Origin of the sequence: Thermoanaerobacterium thermosulfurigenes (assembly GCF_051201035.1) — a bacterium.
Lineage (GTDB): Bacteria > Bacillota > Thermoanaerobacteria > Thermoanaerobacterales > Thermoanaerobacteraceae > Thermoanaerobacterium > Thermoanaerobacterium thermosulfurigenes.
Map to the genome: position 1 here is coordinate 23,019 of NZ_JBPODR010000012.1, position 22,664 is coordinate 45,682.

Sequence of the window (22,664 nt, forward strand, 5' to 3'; positions counted from 1 at the left end):
TATAATATCAAAAATGATGTAAACCTTCAATCGCTTTTTATATCAAGGCTTTTTCATCTTTATATATGGTCTCTATCACGCCACCTCCAAGGCAGTATTCACCATCGTAAAAGACGACAAATTGCCCTGGAGTAACAGCTCTTTGAGGCTTATCAAACACAACTAAATAACCATTGTCTTTCTTAAAAACCATTACGTCTTGGTCAGGCTGTCTATACCTGAATTTTGCTTTGCACCTAAGTTCATCGAAGTTCATGTCACCGTCTATCCAATTTACATTCTTCGTAAACAAGCCGTATGAATACAATGCAGGATTTTTATCACCTTGTGCAACATAAAGTATATTGTTTTCAACATCTTTGTCAACTACAAACCAAGGCTCTCCTGTACCTACACCACCTATGCCGATGCCCCTTCTCTGTCCTAATGTGTAAAACATAAGCCCATCATGACGTCCCAATACGCGCCCCGACAGATCCCTTATTTCTCCCGGCTTCGCAGGCAGAAATTGATTTAAAAATTCTTTAAACTTTCTCTCTCCGATAAAGCAAATACCTGTGCTGTCTTTTTTATCAGCCGTCTTCAGACCTGCCTTTCGTGCTATCTCCCGCACTTCCGATTTATCAAGGTGTCCTATTGGAAACATCGTCTTTGACAACTGCTTCTGCCCAAGCTCACATAAAAAATACGTCTGATCTTTGTTTTTGTCTACACCTTTTAGCATCTTGTAGTGCCCATCTGTATGCTCTATCCTTGCATAGTGGCCTGTTGCAATATAATCTGCTCCAATTTTCATCGAAAACTCCAAAAAAGCCTTAAACTTTATCTCTTTGTTGCACATTACGTCTGGATTGGGTGTTCTACCGCTTTTGTATTCATTCAAGAAATACTGAAAAACTCTGTCCCAATATTCTTTTGTAAAGTTTATCGAATAGTAAGGAATGCCTATTTTATCGCAAACTCTCACAACATCCTCGTAATCCTCTGCTGCAGTACAGTACCCAGAATCATCTTCTTCATCCCAATTTTTCATAAATATGCCTATCACATCGTATCCTTGTTCTTTAAGAAGCAGTGCAGACACAGAGGAATCTACTCCTCCAGACATTCCAACTACAACTTTTACATTTTGATTCTCATAAGCCATTTAAAATTACAACCTCTCTCATAAAAAATTATTTAAAAAAACTCAATGCCACATGACATTGAGTTTTTGCCTTTTAATACGAGCAAGTCTATAAGCCGAGTTCTGTTTTAGATGGTCATCTATCTACGATATCAGTTACCTGATACCTCCAGCGGTTTTACCCGAGGGTCAAGCGGGCCACTTGTATTTCCCTCCTATTCTACCTTGCTCCAGGTGGGGTTTACAGAGCATTCCAGTCGCCTGGATGCTGGTGAGCTCTTACCTCGCCTTTCCACCCTTACCCACCGCCAATTCGCTATTAATAAAAGCATTATTATTTACGAATTAGTGATAGGCGGTATATCTCTGTTGCACTTTCCTTGGAGTCACCTCCACCGGGTATTACCCGGCACCTTGCCCTGTGGAGCTCGGACTTTCCTCGTACATAATGTACGCGACCATCTGGCTTACTCGTAAGTATTACTCTCCAGATATAGAATGATACCACTATCAAATAAGTTTGTCAACTGGCAATTATTACATAAACATAAACGGATCAGCTTGTGCTTCGCTGGTAATGACATTTAAGTCTACATCCATTTTTTGCGCTTCATCCCTTATGTATTCAGCGATGAAATTTACAGAAATCTTCTCTGTGCCAAAATGACCCGCATCTATTATAGCCAGTCCAATATGCCTTGCATCTACTGCATCATGGTAGCCAACATCACCTGTTATCAAAACATCGGCACCTTTAAAAGCTGAAATTGATACAAAGCTACCACCACTGCCACCGCATACAGCCACTTTTTTAACTGTCTTGTTTAAATCGCCTACGACACGTATGTTTTTTAAGCCAAGTTTTGCTTTTACATCATTTGCGAGGTTGCCTAATGTAGTGTCTTTTATTAAGCCTACTCTCCCGATTCCATATTCGTCATACAATGTCTCAACAGGGTATATGTCATAAGCTACCTCTTCATATGGATGAACTTTTAACATAGCACTTATAACCCTATTTACCAATTTATCTGGTGCTATAGTCTCTATTCTAACCTCCTGAGTATTTTCCACTTTTCCTATCTCACCTATAAAAGGATTCGTTCCCTCTAACGGTTTAAAACTTCCTATGCCCATCGTTTGAAAAGTACAATCGCTGTAATTTCCTATGTAGCCTGCACCTGCATTGCACATAGCTGTCTTTACTATTTCCTCATATCCAATCGGAACATATACTACAATTTTCTTATAGCCTTCTTTATACGTAACTTGCAAAATCTCCTCGTCGTATATTCCCAGTATGTTGCAGAGAATATCGTTCATTCCGCCCTTTGCAGCATCAAAGTTGGTATGCGCTGAATACACAGGTATGTCTTCTCTTATAAGCATCGTCAAAACTTCGCCTAACGGATTATCAGTACGTAAATTCTTAAATGGTTTAAATATTATAGGGTGATGCGTTACAATCATGTCGACTTTCTTTGATATGGCTTCTAATACAACTTCTCTTGTGGCATCCAAAGCCACCATGACAGACGACACATCTTTTCTGGGATTCCCCACAAGAAGCCCAACATTGTCCCATTCTTCAGCACATTTGTGTGGTGCAAGTTTGTCAATCATTCCCGCTATTGTCTGGCATTTCAGACTCATACAATAACACCTCATATTTTTTTATTTTATTTAAAATATCCTCTTTCAGTAAATCACTTTCATTGCTTTTCGAGACTTCATCAAAAATCTTTTTTAGCTTTCCTATCTTATATGATATATAATCTTTAAGCAATGGGTGACTTTTTTGAAAGAGTTTTTCACCGATTTCATAAAAAATTTCGTCGTGGACTCTCCCCTTGCCATGTTCTACAGCAATTATCTCAAAGAACTTCCCTTTTTCAAAGACTAAACCTTCATCAACAATCAAATACCCATTCTCATAAATATACCTGCGAAGATGGTCAGATGCCGTCATAGGCTGCAAGATAAATCTCTCTACAGTTGAAGCAATGCTTTTGCCTTTTTCTAAAATATCTGAAGTCAAAATGCCACCCATACCGGCTATTACAACCGTATCAACTTCATTTGGCATTAAAACGCTTAATCCATCGCCAAGCCGTACAATTATATTTTCTGACAGATTGTACTTTTTAATAACATCAATTGCTTTATTGAGAGAAGTAGATTTTACATCTGATGCAATTATGTAGTCTGAAATGCCATTTAAATAAAGGTAGACTGGTATATATCCATGGTCTGTACCTATATCAGCAACTTTAGAATGAAGTTTTATCATTTTGACGATAGAATTTAATCTCTGTGACAGCTTCATACTATAAAATAAAAAGCATTTGTAAAATCAAATGCCTATCCTTTCATCATTATATGGTGGGCCTTCAGGGACTCGAACCCCGGACCAATCGGTTATGAGCCGACCGCTCTACCAACTGAGCTAAAGGCCCTAAATATGGCTCCTCAGGTAGGGCTCGAACCTACAGCCTACCGGTTAACAGCCGGTTGCTCCACCATTGAGCTACTGAGGAATACATTTATTATTATACTACATTTTTAACCGGTGTCAAGCAGTGTTAATCCAAAAAATCTTTTAATTTCTTGCTGCGGCTTGGATGTCTTAATTTCCTCAATGCCTTTGCCTCTATCTGTCTTATTCTCTCTCTTGTAACATTGAATTCTTTGCCCACTTCTTCCAATGTCCTTGCTCTTCCGTCATCCAATCCAAATCTTAGCCTCAACACCTTTTCTTCCCTCGGCGTCAAAGTATCCAAAACGTCTATAAGCTGCTCTTTAAGCATAGTAAATGCTGCCGCTTCAGCAGGGGCTGGAGCATCTTCGTCTGGTATAAAATCGCCAAGATGGCTGTCTTCTTCTTCGCCTATAGGAGTCTCTAACGATACTGGTTCCTGAGCAATCTTCATTATCTCTCTGACCTTGTCAACTGACATATCCATCTCTTTAGCGATCTCCTCTGGTAGAGGATCACGTCCCAATTCCTGCAAAAGTTGCCTTGAAACCCTTATAAGCTTATTAATAGTCTCTACCATATGGACAGGAATGCGTATCGTCCTGGCTTGATCAGCTATAGCCCTCGTGATTGCCTGTCTTATCCACCACGTAGCGTATGTGCTAAACTTAAATCCCTTTCTGTAGTTAAACTTTTCTACAGCTTTTAGTAGACCTAAATTTCCTTCTTGGATCAAATCGAGAAATAACATACCTCTGCCTACGTATCGTTTAGCAATGCTTACAACAAGCCTCAAATTCGCTTCCGTAAGCCTTTTTTTAGCTTCCTCATCGCCTTTTTCTATCCTCTTTGCCAACTCTATCTCTTCATCAGGAGATAAAAGAGGTATTTTTCCTATTTCCTTTAAGTACATCCTTACTGGATCATCAATATTTATTCCTTCAGGAATAGTAAGATCCAAATCCAGATCTTCCTCTGGAATTAATTCATCTTGTTGTGGTTCTTCTCCCACGATTTCTATACCCAACTTTTCGAATGTATCATATACTTTTTCTATCTGATCTGCATCCATATCAATATCTTCAAGAGAATTCATTATTTCATTATACGTCAGCATGCCATTCTTTTTGCCTTTATCAATAAGCTCTTTTATAGAATTTTTTACTTTTTCTTTATTCATGGGTGTCCCCTCCTTTTGGGCAACCTTTTTCTCAGCCATTTTTTAAACTCAGCATCTCCTTTTCATATTTCTGTAATTGTATCAAAAGTTCTCTTTCCTTCTCAATGTCACCAGCATTATATGAATCGTCAATTTCGCGTTTAATGCTCGCTATTTTTCTTCGTATGTCGTCTTTGATTATCTCTCTTACACAGTCATCCACTATTTTTTCGCTTGCCACTTTCTCGCTATACAGCACGTTGAATATATCGTTAAATTCGTCTTTTAAATCAGCATTGTCCAGCATAAAGCTTAGGTCTTTTACATCCACATGGCCACCATCTTCAAGCCTTTCAAAAATATACGACATCACTGACTTTAAATGTTCGTCTTCGATGTCATCTACAGAAAGCTTACCTTTCACCCTGCTATAAAGCTTGTTGTCAATTAAAAGCAGTGCAATCAAGTACTTAAGAGACGGTATCTTTTTTGCTCCACTGTATTTAATATTATGCCTATTATTGCCAACTGTATACCTAATTTTTTTATTATTTTGCAAAAAACCCTTGACAAATTGGTCTATTTCTGCTCTAATAGTATTTTCAGGTATTTCAGCGTCTTTTGATACAATGGAAATATACACATCTCGCTTTACTTCGTCTTTAACTGTGGCAAGATCCTTGCACACCTTTTTGATATACTTTATCCTGTCTGATGGTTTTTCTAAATCCAAATCTTGCTTGTACTTCTTTATCTTATATTCTATCAATGTATCTGTCTTTTCAAGAAGCTTTTTAAATGCGTCAAAACCCTCTTTTCTCACATATTCATCAGGGTCCTTGCCATTAGGTACTGTCAATATATTTACATTTAGGTCCAGTTCATCTAAAAGGTTAAGACCTCTCATTGTGGCCTCAATGCCTGCTTCATCTGCGTCATATGAAATTACGACAGTGTTTTTGTACTTTTTTATAAGTCTACCTTGCTCTAAAGTCAGCGCAGTACCCAACGATGCGACGACATTGTCAAGTCCGCTTTGGTACAATGCTATAGCATCCATATATCCTTCAACGATAATAAACATATCTTCTTTAGATTTTTTGGCGTAATTAATTCCATATAAGGTCTTTCCTTTTTTAAAAACAACCGTCTCAGGAGTATTTAAATACTTTGGCTTTGCATCATCCATGATTCTGCCGCCAAAACCTATCACATTGTTTTTCTCGTCTATTATAGGAAACATTACCCGATTTTTAAATCTATCGTAATATGATCCAGTGCTGCTTTTTGAAACAAGACCAGCGCTTACAAGTACGTCAGTATTGTAATTGCGGCGCTTTAAATACTTAAGCAATTCAAGTCCACTTGGCGGAGAAAACCCCAATCCAAATCTCTTTATCGTAATGTCGTCTATGCCCCTATCGTAGAGGTATTTTAATGCAGCCTGTCCAAATTTAGAATAAAGATACCTGTGATAAAACAAAGCAGCTAACCTATTGACTTCATATATTTCATCTTTCAGCTTTTTTTTCTGATACTCTAAACCTGACAAATTTTCTTCTTCAATCTCTATACCAGCTCTATCTGCCAAGAACTCAACGGCCTCCTTAAAACCTACATTTTCAATATTCATTACAAAGGTAATGACATTTCCGCTGGCTTGGCAACCAAAACAATGATAAAGCTGCTTCTCTTGGCTTACATTGAAAGATGGTGTTTTCTCATGATGAAATGGGCACAATCCCTTAAAGTCTTTGCCAGATTTTTTAAGCGAAACATAACTTGAGACAACATCAACTATATCATTTTCTTCTATTACCCTATCAATTACGTCTTTTGAATAAGACATAAACACCACCTTAATTAATAGTTCGACAAAAAATAGGAAAATCCTCTTTTTAAAAAAGAATTATAAAATTTTCATGGAATTAATATATTCGACATAAATTCCTAAAATCCTTCTTGAAATTTTTACATATTAGAAATTTTTATCTTCCCACGGTGATGGTAAGAAAATCTCTTTATACTTTGTTATAGCGTATTTATCAGTCATTCCTGCTATATAGTCAGCAACTGCCCGTTCTTTACCATATTCATGTGTTAATTCGATAAATTCATCTGGCATGTCGTCCACATTTTCACAAAAATAATAAAAAAGCTGTTCAACAACTTTTTTCGCTTTTGCCTCTTCGCTTTTTGCCTTCGAACCTATATAAACCTTTTTAAACAAAAAATCTCTAAGGCTGTAAGTAGCATCATAAATCTCACGGCTCATGGAGATACTATCTTTTCCCATGCTGTTTTCAATTATGTCCTTAACCATTGTGTTTATCCTCTTGCTGTGAGTCTCTCCTAATATACGCCTTAAATCTTTTGGTATATCATCATTTGTCAATACTTTACCTCGAATTGCATCATCAATATCGTGATTCACATAGGCAATCTTGTCTGCTAATTGAACGATTTTACCTTCCAATGTTCCAGGATTTCCGGATGTGGAATGATTTAAGATGCCATCTCGCACTTCCCATGTCAGATTAAGCCCTAAACCATTATTTTCTATCACATCCACCACTCTTAAGCTTTGGACACTATGCCTAAAGCCATCTTTTAAAAGCCTATTTAAAACTTCCTCACCCGAATGGCCAAAAGGGGTATGCCCTAAATCGTGACCTAACGCTATAGCTTCGGTTAAGTCTTCGTTAAGCCGCAATGCCCTTGCGATAGTTTTTGATATTTGTGCAACTTCCAAAGTATGCGTAAGTCTCGTCCTGTAGTGGTCACCTTCAGGAGATATAAAAACCTGCGTCTTATGACTCAATCTCCTAAAAGCCTTACAATGTATGATTCTGTCTCTATCCCTTTGGTAATCTGTGCGAATATCGCACTTTTCCTCGTCTCTTGTTCTCCCTTTTGATTCTCTACTGTGTGCTGCATACGGTGATAGTATCTTATACTCCATATCCTCGGATATTTCCCTTATTTTCATCATATCACCTTCTCACAAAAATAAAACCCAATAAGGGTTTTATTTTATATAGACGATATTATTTTCCCATCAGCAACGTCAATATCAATGAAGTAATTATGAAAACTACGGCGCTTATCGTCGTAAGCCTCTCCAAAGTACCTTCCATCGTCCTGGCCTTGTTTTTACCAAAGAAAGTCTCTGCACCACCTGCAATTGCCCCGGATATACCTGCACTTTTCCCTTGTTGCAAGAGTATAACTGCCATCATAAACAAACTAACAATAATATGAATTATAAGTACTATTATTTTTAGCATATGTTTAACCTCCGAAAATCATATTTACACTATTATATATTATATAGCAATAGCATATTTATATCAAGCACTAATTTTCTTCATCAGAAATTGATTCACTCATCATGCCATGCCTATTGCAATGTCCATGTCCATGGTGGGGTACGTCTTCACCGTAGACTTTGTAATTGCCGCCTTCTACTCTTATGGCTTTGCCATTTACAAGTGCATCTGCAACTTTTTCACGAGCTGACATGATGATCCTAAAAAATGTAGGCCTTGATACTTTCATCCTTTCCGCACAATCTTCTTGTTCTAATCCTTCTAAATCCTTTAGACGTATAGCTTCAAACTCTTCAACTGTAAGCACCACTTCACTTAATGAGTGCATAGGTATTCCTACTGGCTTAAAATAATTTATGTTTGGTTCACATTTTACCCATCTGCATTTTTGAGGTCTTGGCATTTTATCACATCCCATTTCTTTTTTTGCATAATCATAATACTATTTTATCACCTATAAGTTAATTATATCAAGATACTTTTAAATACAATGCACACATATTTCTAATACAATGAATAGCATAAATTAGTTAACAAGATTATAAAGGATGATTTTTATGACGCTATCTTCCATTATTTCAAAGTTATCGTCTGCAAACTCTCTTGTAACAGCTATCGGTTATATACTTTTCGCAATAGGTATAAATAGCGATGGAATAACAAAAGAAAATCTTGCAGTTTCTGGCAGATGGATTATTTTTATAGGAACTTTTTTACTGTACGCCTTGAATATAATATCGATAAGACAAAATGAAAACAAAGATGAAATTATCATCGAAAATCCTGATTTGCTTATTTTGGCTGGCAGTTTTATGATTGCATCAGGTGCATTTGTAGATGCGATCGGATTTGAAAAGAAAAATTTAAAAGAAGCTCAGGTATATTGATACTGAGCTTCTTTTTATGCAGAGATAAATTATCTTACGTTGTAAAATGCGTCTTTTCCAAGGTATTGTGCTATTCCGCCTAACCCTTCTTCTATCCTCATCAATTGGTTGTACTTCACGACTCTATCTGTTCTGGAAGGAGCACCAGTCTTAATTTGCCCTGCATTGACAGCAACAACAAGATCTGCAATAGTTGAATCTTCTGTCTCACCTGAGCGATGTGATACGACAGCAGTGTATCCTGCTTTCTTAGCCATCTCTATCGCATCAAGCGTTTCAGTAAGTGTACCAATCTGATTAAGCTTAATGAGGATAGAGTTTGCAACACCCATCTTAATTCCTCTTGAGAGTCTTTCTGTATTTGTAACAAAAAGATCGTCGCCAACTAATTGGATTTTCTTGCCCAATCTTTCTGTTAAGAGCTTCCATCCGTTCCAATCCTCTTCTGCTAAACCATCTTCAAGCGAAACGATAGGATATTTATTTATAAGCTGCTCCCAGTAGTCCACCATTTCTTCTGATGTTCTCACAACGCCTTCTCCATCGAAATGGTATTTCCCATCTTCTTTGTACATTTCAGATGAAGCTGGGTCAAGAGCTATAGCTACATCTTCACCAGGTACATATCCTGCCTTTTGGATTGCTTCCAATATTACCTGTATTGCTTCTTCATTTGATGTAAGGTTTGGTGCGAAACCACCTTCATCGCCAACTGTAGTGCTTAATCCTTTTGATTTAAGCACTGATCTTAAATTGTGGAAAACTTCAGCGCATGTCCTTAAAGCTTCATGGAAGCTTTGCGCACCAACAGGCATGATCATGAATTCCTGTATATCGACGTTATTGTCAGCGTGCTTTCCGCCGTTTAAAATGTTCATCATTGGCACAGGAAGCACTTTTGCATTTACTCCACCTAAGTACTGGTAAAGTGGCAAGCCAACTTCTTCAGCAGCAGCTTTAGCAACTGCCAATGAAACACCTAAAATTGCATTCGCACCCAGATTTGATTTGTTTGGAGTTCCATCTAAATCAATCATGGCTTTGTCTATTGCCACTTGGTCTATTGCATCCATTCCAATTATTTCTGGAGCGATCTTTTCATTTACATTTTCTACAGCTTTCAATACACCTTTTCCTAAGTATCTGTTGTTGTCACCATCTCTTAACTCAACAGCTTCAAACTGACCTGTTGAAGCACCAGATGGAACTGCAGCACGACCTACTGCACCGCTATCTAATTCCACTTCTACTTCTACAGTTGGATTTCCTCTTGAATCAAGTATTTCTCTTGCATAAACATCAACAATTATAGACATAAACATTCTCCTTTCGTTTTTTATCTTCCTATTATTAGGGACGTACCTGTCATTTCCTGTGGTTTTGGCAGTCCCAATATGTCAAGCACCGTTGGTGCTATATCTGCTAAAATACCATCATTTCTAAGTGTTACATCGCCTTCACCTATCACTATGAATGGTACCGGATTTGTCGTATGAGCCGTCTGTGGCTCTTTAGTCACTGGATCGATCATCTGCTCAGAATTTCCATGGTCAGCAGTTATAAGAATAGTACCACCCACTTCCTGACAAGCCGTCACTATTCTGCCAACGCACTCATCAATTACTTCTATCGCTTTGACAGCAGCACTAAATACGCCTGTATGACCTACCATGTCAGGATTTGCAAAGTTAAGCAGTATAAAACCATACTGTTTTGACTTTATTTTTTCAACCACAGTATCTGTAACTTCGTACGCACTCATTTCAGGCTTTAAATCGTACGTTGCTACTTTAGGAGATGGTATCAGTATCCTGTCTTCTCCTTTATTTGGCTCCTCTACACCTCCATTGAAGAAGAATGTAACATGGGCGTATTTTTCTGTCTCCGCTATTCTAAGCTGTTTTATGCCTTTGTCGCTTAGGTACTCGCCAAGAGTATTCTTCAAGTTCTCAGGCTTATACGCAACGTGTATATTTTCAAATGTTATATCATACTGCGTCATGGAGACAAAGTAAACAGGAATATATCCTTTTTCTCTATCAAAAAAGTTAAACACTTCATCGATAAAAGCTCTTGTAATTTGTCTTGCCCTATCAGGCCTGAAATTAAAGAAGATTATCGAATCATTGGCATCCACAGTCGCAGTTGGCTTGCCACCATCTAAAATAACCGTCGGTTCTACAAACTCATCTGTCTGATCTTTGCTATATGCAATATCTATCGCTTCTTCAGGCGAATTAGCAAAAACGCCTTTGCCTAATGCTATAGCATCGTAAGCTTTTTTAGTCCTTTCCCATCTCTTGTCACGATCCATTGCATAGTACCTTCCAGATATTGTAGCAATCTTACCAATGCCAAGTCTATTCGCTTCATCTTCAAAAGCCTTTATGTATTCTTTGGCACATGCAGGTGGAACATCTCTGCCATCTAAAAATGCGTGGACGTATACCTCATCTAATCCTTCATCTTTTGCCAGCTTCATAAGTGCAAAAAGATGTGTAATGTGACTGTGGACACCGCCATCAGACAGAAGTCCAAAAAGATGAAGCTTTGAACCATTCTTCTTTACATTTTGTATGGCATCAAGAAACTCTTGCTTTTTGAAAAAAGCACCTTCTTTAATCTCTTTGCTTATTCTTGTAAGCTCCTGATAAACTATTCTACCAGCACCTATATTAAGATGTCCAACTTCCGAATTTCCCATCTGTCCTTCAGGAAGCCCTACAGCTAAGCCACTTGGTATAAGCTTTGTATTTGGATAATTTTTAAAGTAATAATCTAAATTTGGTGTATTAGCTGAATAAATGGCATTTCCTTCTTTGCTGTCAGAGATCCCAAATCCATCTAAGACAACAAGCATTACAAAGTTTTTGGGCATGCAATCCTCTCCTTAATAATTTACAATTTTAGCGAAATCCTGCGCTTTAAGGCTAGCTCCGCCCACTAATGCACCATCAATATCGCTTTCTGACATAAGCTCTTTAGCATTATCAGGTTTAACACTGCCACCATATTGTATTCTTACCTCATTAGCGATGTCTATACCGTATATGTCTGCAATAGTCTCTCTTATGACCTTTATTACGTCATTTGCATCTTTCGACGTAGCTGTTTTACCTGTACCAATAGCCCAAATAGGCTCATAAGCTATGACGACATTTAAGACATCTTCACTTCTAATGCCATCCAATGCTTTTTTTGTCTGTTCTCTTACTACATTGAAAGCTTCTCCTGCTTCTCTTTGAGATAATGATTCGCCTACACATACAATAGGCTTAAGACCATGACCTAATGCAGATTTAACTTTTTTATTCACAGTCTCATCTGTCTCAGCGAAATACTGTCTTCTCTCGGAATGGCCGATTACGACGTACTCTACACCTATCTCTTTGAGCATAGTCGGTGAAACTTCTCCTGTAAATGCGCCTTTTTCTTCCCAGTGCATATTCTGTGCACCTAACTTTATGTTAGAGCCATCTATGGCCTTCTTTACGTCTATAAGATCCACAAACGGCGGTATTACTACAACTTCTGCTTCTGCACCAGACACTAAAGGCTTAAGCTCATTTACAAGGTTTATAGCTTCAGATGGCGTCATGTACATCTTCCAATTACCTGCGATAATAGGTCTTCTCAATCAAAACACCTCTTTATTTGTCGTTTAATGCAGCTATTCCAGGCAATACCTTGCCTTCTAAGAATTCTAATGACGCACCGCCACCTGTCGATATATGTGACACCTTGTCTGCATAGCCTAACTGTTCAACTGCCGCAGCAGAATCTCCGCCACCGATTATAGTAGTGCCACTGCATTCACTCATAGCTTTTGCGATTGCCTCTGTTCCCTTTGCAAATTCTCTGATTTCAAATACACCCATAGGGCCATTCCAAACTACTGTCTTTGCACCTTTTATGACTTTTGAAAATTCTTCAATTGTCTTCGGTCCAATGTCTACACCGATTTTGTCATTAGGCATCTTGTCTATGTCAACCACTTCGTATGGAACGCCTGATTTTAATTCTGCACTGACTACTGTATCTACCGGTAAAAGCAATTTGACTCCTTTTTGCTTAGCCTTTTCGATTAAGTCTTTGGCAAGCTCTAATTTATCTTCCTCCAAAAGGGATTTACCTATTTCGTGGCCTTCAGCCTTTATAAATGTGTATGCCATACCGCCGCCAATAAGCAAACTATCAACTTTGTCTAAAAGGTTCGTGATGACGCCGATTTTATCTGAAACTTTTGCACCGCCAAGTATTGCTACAAAAGGTCTTTCTGGATTTTCCAAAGCACCGCCCATGAAATTTAACTCTTTCTCAATTAAAAATCCAGATACTGCTGGCAGGTAACTTGCAACTCCCGTTGTAGATGCATGCGCTCTATGAGCTGTACCGAATGCATCGTTGACGAATACGTCAGCCAATGATGCCAACTCTTTTGAAAAATCCGGATCATTTTTCTCTTCTTCAGCGTGGAATCTGACATTTTCTAAAAGCAGCACTTCACCGTCTTTCAATGCGTTAGCTCTTGCCTTAGCATCTTCACCTATTACATCATCAGCTACAATGACTTGTTTTCCGAGTAACTCTGAAAGCCTTTTTGCAACAGGCTTCATAGAATACTCCATGTTGAACTTGCCCTTCGGCCTTCCTAAGTGTGATACTAATATCACCTTTGCATTATTGTCTAAAAGATATTGGATAGTAGGCAATGCCGCTTTTATTCTCGTATCATCAGTTATATTTTTTTCACTGTCCATAGGCACATTAAAGTCTACCCTTACAAGGACTCTCTTGCCCTTTACATCGATATCCCTTACAGTTTTTTTCATAATATACCTCCTATCTATATATTTTAGGACAAGGTTATAAGCCTTGTCCTATGATATTACAGTCTATCTGCTACATACTTAGCAAGGTCAACAACCCTGTTTGAATAACCCCATTCGTTGTCATACCATGAAACAACCTTTACCATATTGCCTTCCATAACCATTGTTGACAAGCCATCAACAATCGATGATCTTGAATCACCTTTGAAGTCCATTGATACTAATGGTTCATCTGTATATCCGAGAATGCCTTTAAGTTCGTTTTCTGCTGCTTCTTTCAATGCTGCATTTACTTCTTCTACAGTTACGCTCTTTTCAAGCTCTGCAACAAGGTCAACAACAGATACGTCTGGTGTTGGAACTCTCATTGCAAAACCGTTTAATTTCCCTTTTAATTCAGGCAATACAAGTGCAACTGCTTTTGCAGCACCAGTTGTTGTCGGAATAATTGACATTGCTGCTGATCTTGCTCTTCTTAAATCCTTATGAGGAAGATCCAGTATCCTCTGATCGTTTGTGTATGAGTGAACAGTTGTCATTAAACCTCTCTTAATTCCAAATTTATTATGTAAAACTTTTGCAAATGGTGCTAAGCAGTTTGTTGTGCATGAAGCATTTGAAATAACGTGATGTACATTTGGATCATATTTGTCCTCGTTAACACCCATAACGATTGTTATATCTTCATTTTTAGCAGGTGCAGAAATTATTACTTTCTTTGCTCCAGCTTCAATGTGTTTTACTGCATCTTCCTTGTTTGTAAACCTACCTGTTGATTCGATAACTATGTCAACACCTAATTCCTTCCAAGGTAATTTTGCAGGATCTGTTTCTTTTAATATCTTTATTTCCTTGCCATTTACAACAAGTGAATCCTCTTTTGCAACGACTTCGCCTTCGAATTGACCGAATGTTGAATCGTACTTTAATAGATGTGCTAATGTTTTTGCATCAGTAAGATCGTTGAATGCAACAATATCAAGATCTACATTTTTCTTTAATGCTGCTCTAAAAAAGTTTCTGCCTATTCTACCAAAGCCATTAATACCTACTTTTACTGTCATAATATTTCCTCCTTTAATTTTTATTTTTTTATATTAAACACCTTTCGGTGTATTAACAACTTTTTAATATTTCAAATGCAGCACCTTCATCAGTTATGAGGACATCCACCATTCCACTTATGCAAGTTGATATAATCGCATCAGCTTTGCTTTTGCCACCTGAAACAGCTATCAAATTTTTGACTTTTTTTAAATCATCCTTTGTGAGAAATATGCTTGGCGTCTCATAAACTGTTTCACCGTTTATGTTTAAGTAAAAGCCCAATGCTTCTGACGTGGCACCAACACTCCTAAGATACTCTTTAGTCGATGAAGGTAAATTTCGCCTGTCAGCCATCACATCTGCACGTCCTATGCCAAAAAGCACTATATCAGCTTCTTTCAATATGTCAATAACGCTTTTTATGTCTGGCTCATTCATAAGGGTCTCTATAGCTTCTTTACCTACGTTGTCAGGAATATGAAGCATTTTGTAGGAACCACCTAACTTTTTTGCAAGGACTGATGCAATTGTATTTGCTTGTTTTTCCACTTCGCGACCTAAGCCACCTCTTGCAGGTACAACCATTATATTTGATTTGGTGTAGCACTGAGGCATTTCATTTGCAACTTCCATCACACTTGAACCGCCAGTCAATGCAATGATGCTGTCATTCTTTATTATGCTTTTAAGGTAAGCTGCAGCAGATTTGCCCATGTCTTTTTTTATAAGCCTATCATTATCGACATCACCCGGTATCACGATGACTTTTTTTAGTTTCAGGCGATCTTTTAAAGTTTTTTCCAAGTTGTTTAAGCCTTTTAACTCATGGATAAACTCCTTAAGCTCCTCCAAAAGTTTCTCGCCGTCTTTAGTCACAGTCATTCCTAAAGGATTTATATCGATAAGGCCTTGTCGCTTCAAAAAAGATACCTCTGTCCTTATTATCCTCTCGCCAATATTAAGCTGATATGACAAAGCTCGCCTTCCTATTGGCTGGCTGAAATATATATTACGCATTATAGTATACCTTTTTTGCAGCAGTTCTATTAGCTCAGGCACAATTTTCTGTTGTAATGATATTATGTCATTCATGTATCAAAACCTTCTTCAGGACTTTTATAGACCCGTTGTATTTTAACTGTCCCACCAAAACATCAAATAAATATTTTTACCTTCAATACTATTTTATATTAAGACTTCTAATTTTTCAATAGACAATATGATAAAAGAGAGCATTTTCTAAAATTATTGCTCTCTTTTATCAATATCTTTTTCTCTTGTTGGACGATGGGATATTCATCTCTTCTCGGTATTTAGCGACAGTCCTTCTCGATATCGTTATGCCTTTTTGAGACAAAATCTCAGCGATTTTTTGATCGCTTAAAGTATCTTGAGGGTCTTCTTCGTTTATCAATTGCTTTATCATCTCTTTTATCATTTCCTGCGAAAACATCTCACCATCGCCATTGCCGATGCCGCTTTGGAAGAAGTATCTGATTTCAAAAACACCTAAAGGTGTATCAACGTACTTTCCGTTTACTGCCCTGCTTACCGTCGATTCATGAACTCCTACTGCATCTGCAATCTTCTTTAAGTTCATAGGTTTAATGTATTTCTGCTCTCTGTCAAAAAATGACCTTTGCTCTTTCACTATCGCGCTTAACACTTTGTACAAAGTATCCCTTCTCGACTCAATGCTTTTTATAAGCCACATAGCTGACTGAATTTTATTTGAAAGGTATTTTCTTGTATTGTCATCATCAGTAGCAGTCAAAATACTTTCATACGACTTATTTATCCTCAAGCCAGGATACAAAGACTCATTTATAAGCACAACATAATCGCCGTCTATCTTCTTTATATAAGCATCTGGAATGACGTATTTTATATCATTGTAGCTTGAAAAACTACTTCCAGGCCTCGGATTTAGCTTTTTTATCTCGTCTACAGCATTCTGCACTTCTCTAATGTCCACATTCAACTTCTTTGCTATAAACGAAAGCTTGTTGTCCGCAATTTCGTTTAAATAATTTTCCACAATTTCTTTTACTACGCCATTATACATGTTTTTGCTTTTTAACTGAAGCATGAGGCATTCCGTTAAATTTCTCGCTGCGATCCCAGGCGGGTCAAATGATTGCACTACATTTAAAGCCGTCATAATATCTTCTTCACTGTAATTGTAATCTTCACTGAGTTTTTCGATATCATCGTTTAGATAACCATTGCTGTCAAGATCGTAAATTATAACTTTGCATATCTCTTTTATTTTCTTTGTAAGAGGTGTTATATGAAGTTGAAACAGCAAATGATCTGTGAGGGACGTATCAGTCGAGACCATGTTTTCAAAGCTTAAGTCGTCTCTTTCTTCATCATCGCTGCTATAATTGTATTTTTCAAGGTCGCTATTTTTATTTAATTCATGGTAAATCTCAATGATGTCTTCCTTATCTTCGTACGCCTCCAGCATAGGGTTGGTTTCCAATTCACTTGTGATAAGCTCATTTAGCTCGTACGAATTTAGCTGTAATATCTCAATGGCTTGTTTAAGCTGAGGCGTCATCAATAATTTCTGTACTTGTTTTAAATTAAGTCCCATATCCAGCTTCATATTCTACACCCTCATATACATCAATATTTTCATTTCAATTATAACATACTTGTAACCGTTTATAAAATGGATATTTTTAGTTTGGAGACAAGTGACCTACATTATCTCAAAAGTGTGATACATTCCTTGGTAGTCATCCCATTTTTGAGCTATACTTTCTACCCTTGCCCATCTTAGTCCATTTTTTATGTAATCGATAAGCATATTTATATCCTCTTCATTGCCTTCTGCCACAATTTCAACACTTCCATCGTACAGATTCTTTGCATATCCAGTTATATTAAGCCGCAAAGCTATGTTGTAAACAGAATACCTAAGCCCAACACCTTGCACATGGCCTGTCAAATTAAGATGGACCGTTTTTTTCACAAGAACCCCTCCTTTCAAAAGCAAATCTACTTACAAGATAAATTTATTTATGACGTAAGCGACGCCGTTTTCCATGTTTGATTTTGTGATAAAGTCTGCTGTTTTTTTAAGTTTATCTATGGCATTTTCCACTGCCACACCAAGACCTGCATACTCAACCATCTCTACATCATTTTCGCTATCACCTATTGCCACCATTTCTGATCTATCTATTCCCAGATATTCTCCCAATATCTTGAGGCCGTTTCCTTTATTTACACCTTTATTTAATATTTCTATATTATTGTGAAATGAGCTTGTGGTCTCTAATCTATCGCCTTTTTCGTTATCTATCGTTTTTCTCACTGCTTTTATTTTCTCTGAATCTTCGTCAAACATTACAAATTTCACAATGCTGTCTTTCAACTTGCTTTCAAATTCTGTATGAGAAGGTATATTCTCCACTTCTACTCGTAATGTTTCGGCGTACAATCTGTTCCACTCGCCGTACTTTTGAAATTTGCTGGTAATCTCCGGTGAATAAACAATTTTATCGCTGTAAAAATGATAATAAAGGTCGTTTTCCTTCGCCAAATCTATCAAATACGACAATATGTCTATATCAAGCACACTTTTATAAATTTCTTCATCATTGTCATCTATCACCATGGCTCCATTGCTGGCAATGATGTATGGTTTGAATCCTAAAAATTCCGAGTATGCGTAAGCAGAAGCATAAATCCTGCCTGTTGATATGACAACATAAATACCTGCATCATGAGCTTTTTTTAAAGCTTCTAAGTTTTCTCTCGAGATTTGCTTGTCATGCGTCAAAAGTGTATCGTCCATATCTATTGCAATTAATTTATATGTCATCGTAGTCCCCCATTCATCAGAATATTTTTTCAATATTACTATACCATTACTGACAATCAACTTCAAGTTTTCACGATTTTCACTATGCATTTCAAAAAATGATTGACAGCATAAAATTGCAATAGTATAATGTAACTATAAATATTACAAGAGAAATTTTATTAATTAATATTTCATAGAAAGAAGGGATATTATGGACGATATCTCGTCAATCCTGAAAGAAAAGGGATTAAAAGTAACACCACAGAGACTTGCTATCATCAACATGCTTAAAAATACCAAAGAACATCCAAGTGCTGAAACCATATACAAGACGTTGTCGTCCGATTTCCCAACAATGAGTTTGGCTACTGTCTACAAGACGCTTGAAATGTTAAAAAGTATAGGACTTGTGCAAGAACTTAATGTTGGTGAAGGTAGTTTCAGATATGACGCAAATGTCAATTCACACCCACATTTGATATGTTACGGATGCAATAGGGTAGATGACCTTGACGACTCAGCATTAGATGATCTCCTTGGTGAAGTAAGCAAACACACAGATTACCTTTTGATGGATCAAAAATTGTATTTTTATGGCTACTGCCCTGATTGCAAAAAAAAGATAACAAATTAAAAAACGAGCATCGCTCGTTTTTTAATTTGTAGGATTTATATTTTGTGGTTTTCCATTTAAATCCTCTGTAGATACGTTTTTGTCATCAATTTGGCTTTGAACACTTTCATTGTTACTTACTTCATCTTTTTTCACACCCCGTCTTATAACGCCGTCAACTGGCTTGTAGATGTCTGTATACAAAAATTCTTTTTTCACTAAAACATTGTTCTCATAAATGAGCCTGTAAGTATTTACCTTGTATCCTGTATGCTTTTCCACATCTACCTGTGTGACTCCTTCAGGCAAAGTAGGATCATCAACATACGTTACTTTTGGTTCGTACTTCTCCACAATTTCAGAATATATGTCGATCCTTTTCCATGGATCTTCCGGATATCCATAAAAATTCACTACAAAGTTATTTCCGCTGATGTACGATTCAATGTATATAGGGTATTTCGTTGGATTTTCAAACTTTAAATCGAGAACATCTCCTGAGATTGTAGCATCTTGCCCAGGCGAAACGTATCCAACAGGAAATGTGTGATGGTACCTCTCGTCGATTTTCATATCTGCTCTTAACGCAGCGTTGTAAATGGTAGTAGCAACTTGACACACCCCACCACCTATATCCGGAACAAGCTTGTTGCCAATTATCACAGGCGCTTCTTTATATCCATTCTGTATGATTCTCGGTCCTAACGTTTTATTAAGTGAAAAAACTTGCCCCGGCATAAGCAGCTTGCCATTTACAGCTTTTGCAGCTACAGCAAGATTTTCTGACCTATTTGCATCACCAGTATTGAATTGTGTGGAAAAACTGACAATTTTGCCTTTTATCATGCCGAGTTCTGAAGCCTTTATGTTTGCATCGACTTTTTTAACCGTGATAGGAACTTCTACATAATCTTCATCACCTGTCATAATCGCATTATTAACTGCACTTTTTATACTTTCAATTGTATTATTTGCATCGACTTTTAAACCCGAAATATCATTTGTAATGTTAATCTTGCCGTCAGACACGTATATCTTAGCATCAACAGGATTTTTGTCTATGTTTTTCGATACATCCATTAAAAATTTATCTAAACCATTAAAATCGGCTATAGGACTGTACTTAAGATATTTACCGTTCTTAGATATATTGTATATGGTCTTTATGCGATTTATGAAGTTCCCACTTTTGCCGATAGAATAAGCTTCATTGACGATAGCATCATAGTCGTAGCCTATTTTAACGTCATCTCTTGGAAGCACAAACTGCTTGTCATTGTACTTTAAAACGACTTTTAAATTGTTCACCGTCTTAAGGTTATCTTGCAGTTTTGAATTCGCTTCAGATTTAGTAAGTCCACTAAGACTAATTCCATTTACAAAAACTCCCTTTGCGATAGTATTTTGATTCATGACAGAATAAAACATCACAAATGAACCAGCAAACACAGTTATTATTAATATAAGAAGAATGATATAAAAATAATTGCTTTTGCTCTTTATGCTTTTTGTGTCCTTTGTCTCCATTTTGATCTCCCCATTATTTAGTTTTTAAATTTAGAACAATTTAATTATATTATAAATACATTGCAAATAAATTACATACTGATTAATTTTTTATAAAATTTTTATAAAACTTACAAATATGTTTGATAGGGCAAATATCACACTTAGGCTTCCGTGCAATACAGATATTTCGTCCATGGTATATAAGAAGGTGATGAGACAAAGACCACAAATTTTTAGGTAGAATATCCATAAGCTGTTGTTCTGTCTTTAAAACATCATCGCTTTCTGCAAGTCCAATCCTATTTGACACCCTAAAAACGTGGGTATCAACTGCAATCGCATCTTGTTTAAAGGCATTGCTTATAACCACATTTGCAGTTTTCCTGCCAACACCCGGCAACTCCATAAGCTTTTCCATATCATTAGGAACAGTACCGCCATACTTATCGCACAAAATTTTGCATGTATTTATTATGTTTCTCGACTTATTCCTGTAAAGACCGCAATCCCTTATTTCTTCTTCAAGTTCTAATGGATCAACGTCCTTTAAATCAAATGGCGATTTGTACTTTTTAAAAAGTTTTTCTGTAATCATGTTGACCCTTTTGTCAGTACACTGTGCTGACAGTATTGTTGCTACCAATAACTCAAAGGCATTTTTAAAATGTAAACCAGGCTTTGCATCAGGATATGTTTTTTTAAGAATTTCTACAACCTCCAGCGCTTCATCTTTCGTTACCCTCAAAAGTCTCACCTCTAATATTCATTATGGCTTTCTTCATAAACTCCTTTGTAGATTCATCTTTTTCATTTAGATAAGCTTTTTCAATATATGAAAAAGCATTTTCTTTATCAAGGATGCTTAAAGCGTATGCGCTATAGCCTCTTATATAAGCACTTTCAGAGTTTATAAGCTTTTTCAATGGTTCGATTGCATCCTTGTCATTTGAATTAATAGCTGCAATTATGGCATTTCTTATTATAGTATTCTTGCCTCTCCAAGATGCCGATGTATCTCCAAATAATTCTTTAAACTTTTTGTTGTCAAGACGTAAAATATCTTTCAAATCGTGTTTAAGTTTAAGATTTTGTGGCGTAAATTCGCGCCTTGTGACTTTCTTTGCTTTTTGATTAAATGGACAAACATCCTGGCATATATCACATCCATATATGCGAGTGCCTAATCTTTTTAATGTGCTATCGCTTAAGTATCCTTTCTTAATTGTAGCATATGACAAACACTTATTGGCGTCTATTTTGTATTCTTCAATCAATGCTTTCCCAGGACATGCTTTAAGACATCTTCTGCAGCTTCCACATTTTGATTCAACTTTTGAATCTGGTTCAAAAGATATGTTTATCAGCATCTCTCCTAAAAAAATGTATGATCCATATTCCTCATTTATTATCATATTATTTTTCCCGAAAAATCCAATGCCTGCATTGTAAGCGATGACTCTTTCCAAAAGTGGATTATTGTCAACAAGCAAAACTGTCTTGGCATCACCGCATTTAGATGAAATAAATTTTTCCAGCTTTTTAAGCAAATCAATCATGACTTTATGATAATCTACGCCCCATGCAGTCTTTGAAATAGTCCCATATCCATACCTCGGTGCTTCAAATTTATAATCTACGTTGTAAGATATAGCAACAGATATTATCGACTTAACATCACTAAGGAGATAATAGGGATTTATCCTTTTATCTACATCCTTTTCTTCAATATTGCAATTTAAACCATTGTTAAGTCTATAAAGCAATAAATCCCTATACTCAAAAAGACAATCAGGACTTGCAAAGCCTATTACGTCAATGCCGGACTTATAGGCAAAATCCTTAATCTCCTCTTTTGTGACGCAAGTCACA

22 protein-coding genes, 2 tRNA genes and 1 other RNA gene are annotated in these 22,664 nt (G+C 36.8%); 2 read left to right on the forward strand and 23 right to left on the reverse strand.

The window, feature by feature from the left end:
• Positions 1–37 precede the first annotated feature (37 nt).
• The 11 genes from mnmA to HNR52_RS06480 all read right to left on the reverse strand — a co-directional run bounded on the left by mnmA (position 38) and on the right by HNR52_RS06480 (position 8,493).
• On the reverse strand, positions 38–1,147 hold the full coding sequence (mnmA, locus tag HNR52_RS06430; RefSeq protein WP_435620023.1) for a tRNA 2-thiouridine(34) synthase MnmA: 1,110 nt from the start codon (positions 1,145–1,147) through the stop codon (positions 38–40).
• Positions 1,148–1,222: 75 nt separating this feature from the next.
• Positions 1,223–1,600: RNase P RNA component class A (gene rnpB / locus HNR52_RS06435), an RNA gene on the reverse strand.
• Positions 1,601–1,663: 63 nt separating this feature from the next.
• Positions 1,664–2,779 (reverse strand): Nif3-like dinuclear metal center hexameric protein, encoded by a 1,116-nt coding sequence (locus HNR52_RS06440; RefSeq protein ID WP_013787614.1) that lies wholly within the window; start codon positions 2,777–2,779, stop codon positions 1,664–1,666.
• A complete protein-coding gene (locus tag HNR52_RS06445; RefSeq protein ID WP_435620024.1) occupies positions 2,742–3,452 on the reverse strand; it encodes a tRNA (adenine(22)-N(1))-methyltransferase in 711 nt (236 codons plus the stop codon). The genes HNR52_RS06440 and HNR52_RS06445 overlap by 38 nt, the downstream gene beginning before the upstream one ends.
• Positions 3,453–3,506: 54 nt before the next feature.
• Positions 3,507–3,582: transfer RNA gene (locus HNR52_RS06450), tRNA-Ile, on the reverse strand.
• Between the two features lie 6 nt (positions 3,583–3,588).
• Positions 3,589–3,663: transfer RNA gene (locus HNR52_RS06455), tRNA-Asn, on the reverse strand.
• Positions 3,664–3,708: 45 nt separating this feature from the next.
• Complete coding sequence (gene rpoD, locus HNR52_RS06460; protein WP_013787612.1) at positions 3,709–4,782, reverse strand: RNA polymerase sigma factor RpoD; 1,074 nt, start codon at positions 4,780–4,782, stop codon at positions 3,709–3,711.
• A 31-nt stretch (positions 4,783–4,813) separates the two neighbouring features.
• Positions 4,814–6,610: a DNA primase gene (gene dnaG / locus HNR52_RS06465; RefSeq protein ID WP_435620025.1), complete on the reverse strand. Its 1,797-nt coding sequence runs from the start codon at positions 6,608–6,610 to the stop codon at positions 4,814–4,816.
• Between the two features lie 129 nt (positions 6,611–6,739).
• Positions 6,740–7,750: a deoxyguanosinetriphosphate triphosphohydrolase gene (locus HNR52_RS06470; protein ID WP_435620026.1), complete on the reverse strand. Its 1,011-nt coding sequence runs from the start codon at positions 7,748–7,750 to the stop codon at positions 6,740–6,742.
• A gap of 58 nt (positions 7,751–7,808) precedes the next feature.
• A complete protein-coding gene (secG, locus tag HNR52_RS06475) occupies positions 7,809–8,048 on the reverse strand; it encodes a preprotein translocase subunit SecG (protein ID WP_013298463.1) in 240 nt (79 codons plus the stop codon).
• 70 nt (positions 8,049–8,118) lie between these two features.
• Complete coding sequence (locus HNR52_RS06480; protein WP_085111553.1) at positions 8,119–8,493, reverse strand: DUF134 domain-containing protein; 375 nt, start codon at positions 8,491–8,493, stop codon at positions 8,119–8,121.
• A 154-nt stretch (positions 8,494–8,647) separates the two neighbouring features.
• On the opposite strand from HNR52_RS06480, the gene HNR52_RS06485 reads away from it, so the two are divergent.
• The gene (locus HNR52_RS06485) at positions 8,648–8,977 is read left to right on the forward strand and encodes a hypothetical protein (RefSeq protein WP_435620027.1); all 330 of its coding nucleotides are present in this window, start codon (positions 8,648–8,650) and stop codon (positions 8,975–8,977) included.
• Between the two features lie 29 nt (positions 8,978–9,006).
• Here HNR52_RS06485 and eno read toward each other — a convergent pair whose 3' ends face one another.
• From eno to HNR52_RS06530, 9 genes are all read right to left on the reverse strand, one after another.
• Complete coding sequence (gene eno, locus HNR52_RS06490) at positions 9,007–10,293, reverse strand: phosphopyruvate hydratase (RefSeq protein WP_435620028.1); 1,287 nt, start codon at positions 10,291–10,293, stop codon at positions 9,007–9,009.
• Between the two features lie 20 nt (positions 10,294–10,313).
• Positions 10,314–11,855: a 2,3-bisphosphoglycerate-independent phosphoglycerate mutase gene (gpmI, locus tag HNR52_RS06495; RefSeq protein WP_435620029.1), complete on the reverse strand. Its 1,542-nt coding sequence runs from the start codon at positions 11,853–11,855 to the stop codon at positions 10,314–10,316.
• Between the two features lie 12 nt (positions 11,856–11,867).
• Positions 11,868–12,614: a triose-phosphate isomerase gene (gene tpiA / locus HNR52_RS06500; protein ID WP_013787605.1), complete on the reverse strand. Its 747-nt coding sequence runs from the start codon at positions 12,612–12,614 to the stop codon at positions 11,868–11,870.
• Between the two features lie 13 nt (positions 12,615–12,627).
• Entirely contained in the window at positions 12,628–13,809 is a 1,182-nt protein-coding gene (locus tag HNR52_RS06505; RefSeq protein WP_435620030.1) for a phosphoglycerate kinase, read from the reverse strand.
• 56 nt (positions 13,810–13,865) lie between these two features.
• The gene (gene gap / locus HNR52_RS06510) at positions 13,866–14,873 is read right to left on the reverse strand and encodes a type I glyceraldehyde-3-phosphate dehydrogenase (protein ID WP_435620031.1); all 1,008 of its coding nucleotides are present in this window, start codon (positions 14,871–14,873) and stop codon (positions 13,866–13,868) included.
• Positions 14,874–14,925: 52 nt separating this feature from the next.
• Entirely contained in the window at positions 14,926–15,948 is a 1,023-nt protein-coding gene (locus HNR52_RS06515) for a sugar-binding transcriptional regulator (RefSeq protein ID WP_435620032.1), read from the reverse strand.
• Between the two features lie 169 nt (positions 15,949–16,117).
• Positions 16,118–17,467 (reverse strand): RNA polymerase factor sigma-54, encoded by a 1,350-nt coding sequence (gene rpoN / locus HNR52_RS06520; RefSeq protein WP_013787601.1) that lies wholly within the window; start codon positions 17,465–17,467, stop codon positions 16,118–16,120.
• A gap of 96 nt (positions 17,468–17,563) precedes the next feature.
• Positions 17,564–17,836 carry an acylphosphatase gene (locus HNR52_RS06525; RefSeq protein ID WP_435620033.1) on the reverse strand — a complete coding sequence of 91 codons (273 nt, stop codon included), beginning with the start codon at positions 17,834–17,836 and terminating at the stop codon, positions 17,564–17,566.
• A 30-nt stretch (positions 17,837–17,866) separates the two neighbouring features.
• Entirely contained in the window at positions 17,867–18,691 is an 825-nt protein-coding gene (locus tag HNR52_RS06530; protein WP_435620056.1) for a Cof-type HAD-IIB family hydrolase, read from the reverse strand.
• A gap of 193 nt (positions 18,692–18,884) precedes the next feature.
• On the opposite strand from HNR52_RS06530, the gene perR reads away from it, so the two are divergent.
• Complete coding sequence (gene perR, locus HNR52_RS06535; RefSeq protein WP_013787598.1) at positions 18,885–19,307, forward strand: transcriptional regulator PerR; 423 nt, start codon at positions 18,885–18,887, stop codon at positions 19,305–19,307.
• 21 nt (positions 19,308–19,328) lie between these two features.
• On the opposite strand, the gene HNR52_RS06540 is transcribed toward perR, so the two are convergent.
• The 3 genes from HNR52_RS06540 to queG form a co-directional block, all read right to left on the reverse strand.
• Complete coding sequence (locus HNR52_RS06540; protein ID WP_435620034.1) at positions 19,329–20,813, reverse strand: VanW family protein; 1,485 nt, start codon at positions 20,811–20,813, stop codon at positions 19,329–19,331.
• Positions 20,814–20,895: 82 nt separating this feature from the next.
• Positions 20,896–21,540: an endonuclease III gene (gene nth / locus HNR52_RS06545; RefSeq protein WP_435620035.1), complete on the reverse strand. Its 645-nt coding sequence runs from the start codon at positions 21,538–21,540 to the stop codon at positions 20,896–20,898.
• Positions 21,521–22,663, reverse strand: coding sequence for a tRNA epoxyqueuosine(34) reductase QueG (queG, locus tag HNR52_RS06550; protein WP_435620057.1), 1,143 nt, complete (start codon positions 22,661–22,663; stop codon positions 21,521–21,523). Before queG ends, nth begins: the two co-directional genes overlap by 20 nt.
• Position 22,664 lies beyond the last annotated feature (1 nt).

Excerpts from the sequence above, each read along its gene's own strand:
- mnmA (WP_435620023.1), bottom strand. The coding sequence starts at position 1,147 with ATGGCTTATGAGAATCAAAATGTAAAAGTTGTAGTTGGAATGTCTGGA.
- HNR52_RS06440 (WP_013787614.1), bottom strand. The coding sequence starts at position 2,779 with ATGAGTCTGAAATGCCAGACAATAGCGGGAATGATTGACAAACTTGCA.
- HNR52_RS06445 (WP_435620024.1), bottom strand. The coding sequence starts at position 3,452 with ATGAAGCTGTCACAGAGATTAAATTCTATCGTCAAAATGATAAAACTT.
- rpoD (WP_013787612.1), bottom strand. The coding sequence starts at position 4,782 with ATGAATAAAGAAAAAGTAAAAAATTCTATAAAAGAGCTTATTGATAAA.
- dnaG (WP_435620025.1), bottom strand. The coding sequence starts at position 6,610 with ATGTCTTATTCAAAAGACGTAATTGATAGGGTAATAGAAGAAAATGAT.
- HNR52_RS06470 (WP_435620026.1), bottom strand. The coding sequence starts at position 7,750 with ATGAAAATAAGGGAAATATCCGAGGATATGGAGTATAAGATACTATCA.
- secG (WP_013298463.1), bottom strand. The coding sequence starts at position 8,048 with ATGCTAAAAATAATAGTACTTATAATTCATATTATTGTTAGTTTGTTT.
- HNR52_RS06480 (WP_085111553.1), bottom strand. The coding sequence starts at position 8,493 with ATGCCAAGACCTCAAAAATGCAGATGGGTAAAATGTGAACCAAACATA.
- HNR52_RS06485 (WP_435620027.1), top strand. The coding sequence starts at position 8,648 with ATGACGCTATCTTCCATTATTTCAAAGTTATCGTCTGCAAACTCTCTT.
- eno (WP_435620028.1), bottom strand. The coding sequence starts at position 10,293 with ATGTCTATAATTGTTGATGTTTATGCAAGAGAAATACTTGATTCAAGA.
- gpmI (WP_435620029.1), bottom strand. The coding sequence starts at position 11,855 with ATGCCCAAAAACTTTGTAATGCTTGTTGTCTTAGATGGATTTGGGATC.
- HNR52_RS06505 (WP_435620030.1), bottom strand. The coding sequence starts at position 13,809 with ATGAAAAAAACTGTAAGGGATATCGATGTAAAGGGCAAGAGAGTCCTT.
- gap (WP_435620031.1), bottom strand. The coding sequence starts at position 14,873 with ATGACAGTAAAAGTAGGTATTAATGGCTTTGGTAGAATAGGCAGAAAC.
- HNR52_RS06515 (WP_435620032.1), bottom strand. The coding sequence starts at position 15,948 with ATGAATGACATAATATCATTACAACAGAAAATTGTGCCTGAGCTAATA.
- rpoN (WP_013787601.1), bottom strand. The coding sequence starts at position 17,467 with ATGAAGCTGGATATGGGACTTAATTTAAAACAAGTACAGAAATTATTG.
- HNR52_RS06530 (WP_435620056.1), bottom strand. The coding sequence starts at position 18,691 with ATGACATATAAATTAATTGCAATAGATATGGACGATACACTTTTGACG.
- perR (WP_013787598.1), top strand. The coding sequence starts at position 18,885 with ATGGACGATATCTCGTCAATCCTGAAAGAAAAGGGATTAAAAGTAACA.
- HNR52_RS06540 (WP_435620034.1), bottom strand. The coding sequence starts at position 20,813 with ATGGAGACAAAGGACACAAAAAGCATAAAGAGCAAAAGCAATTATTTT.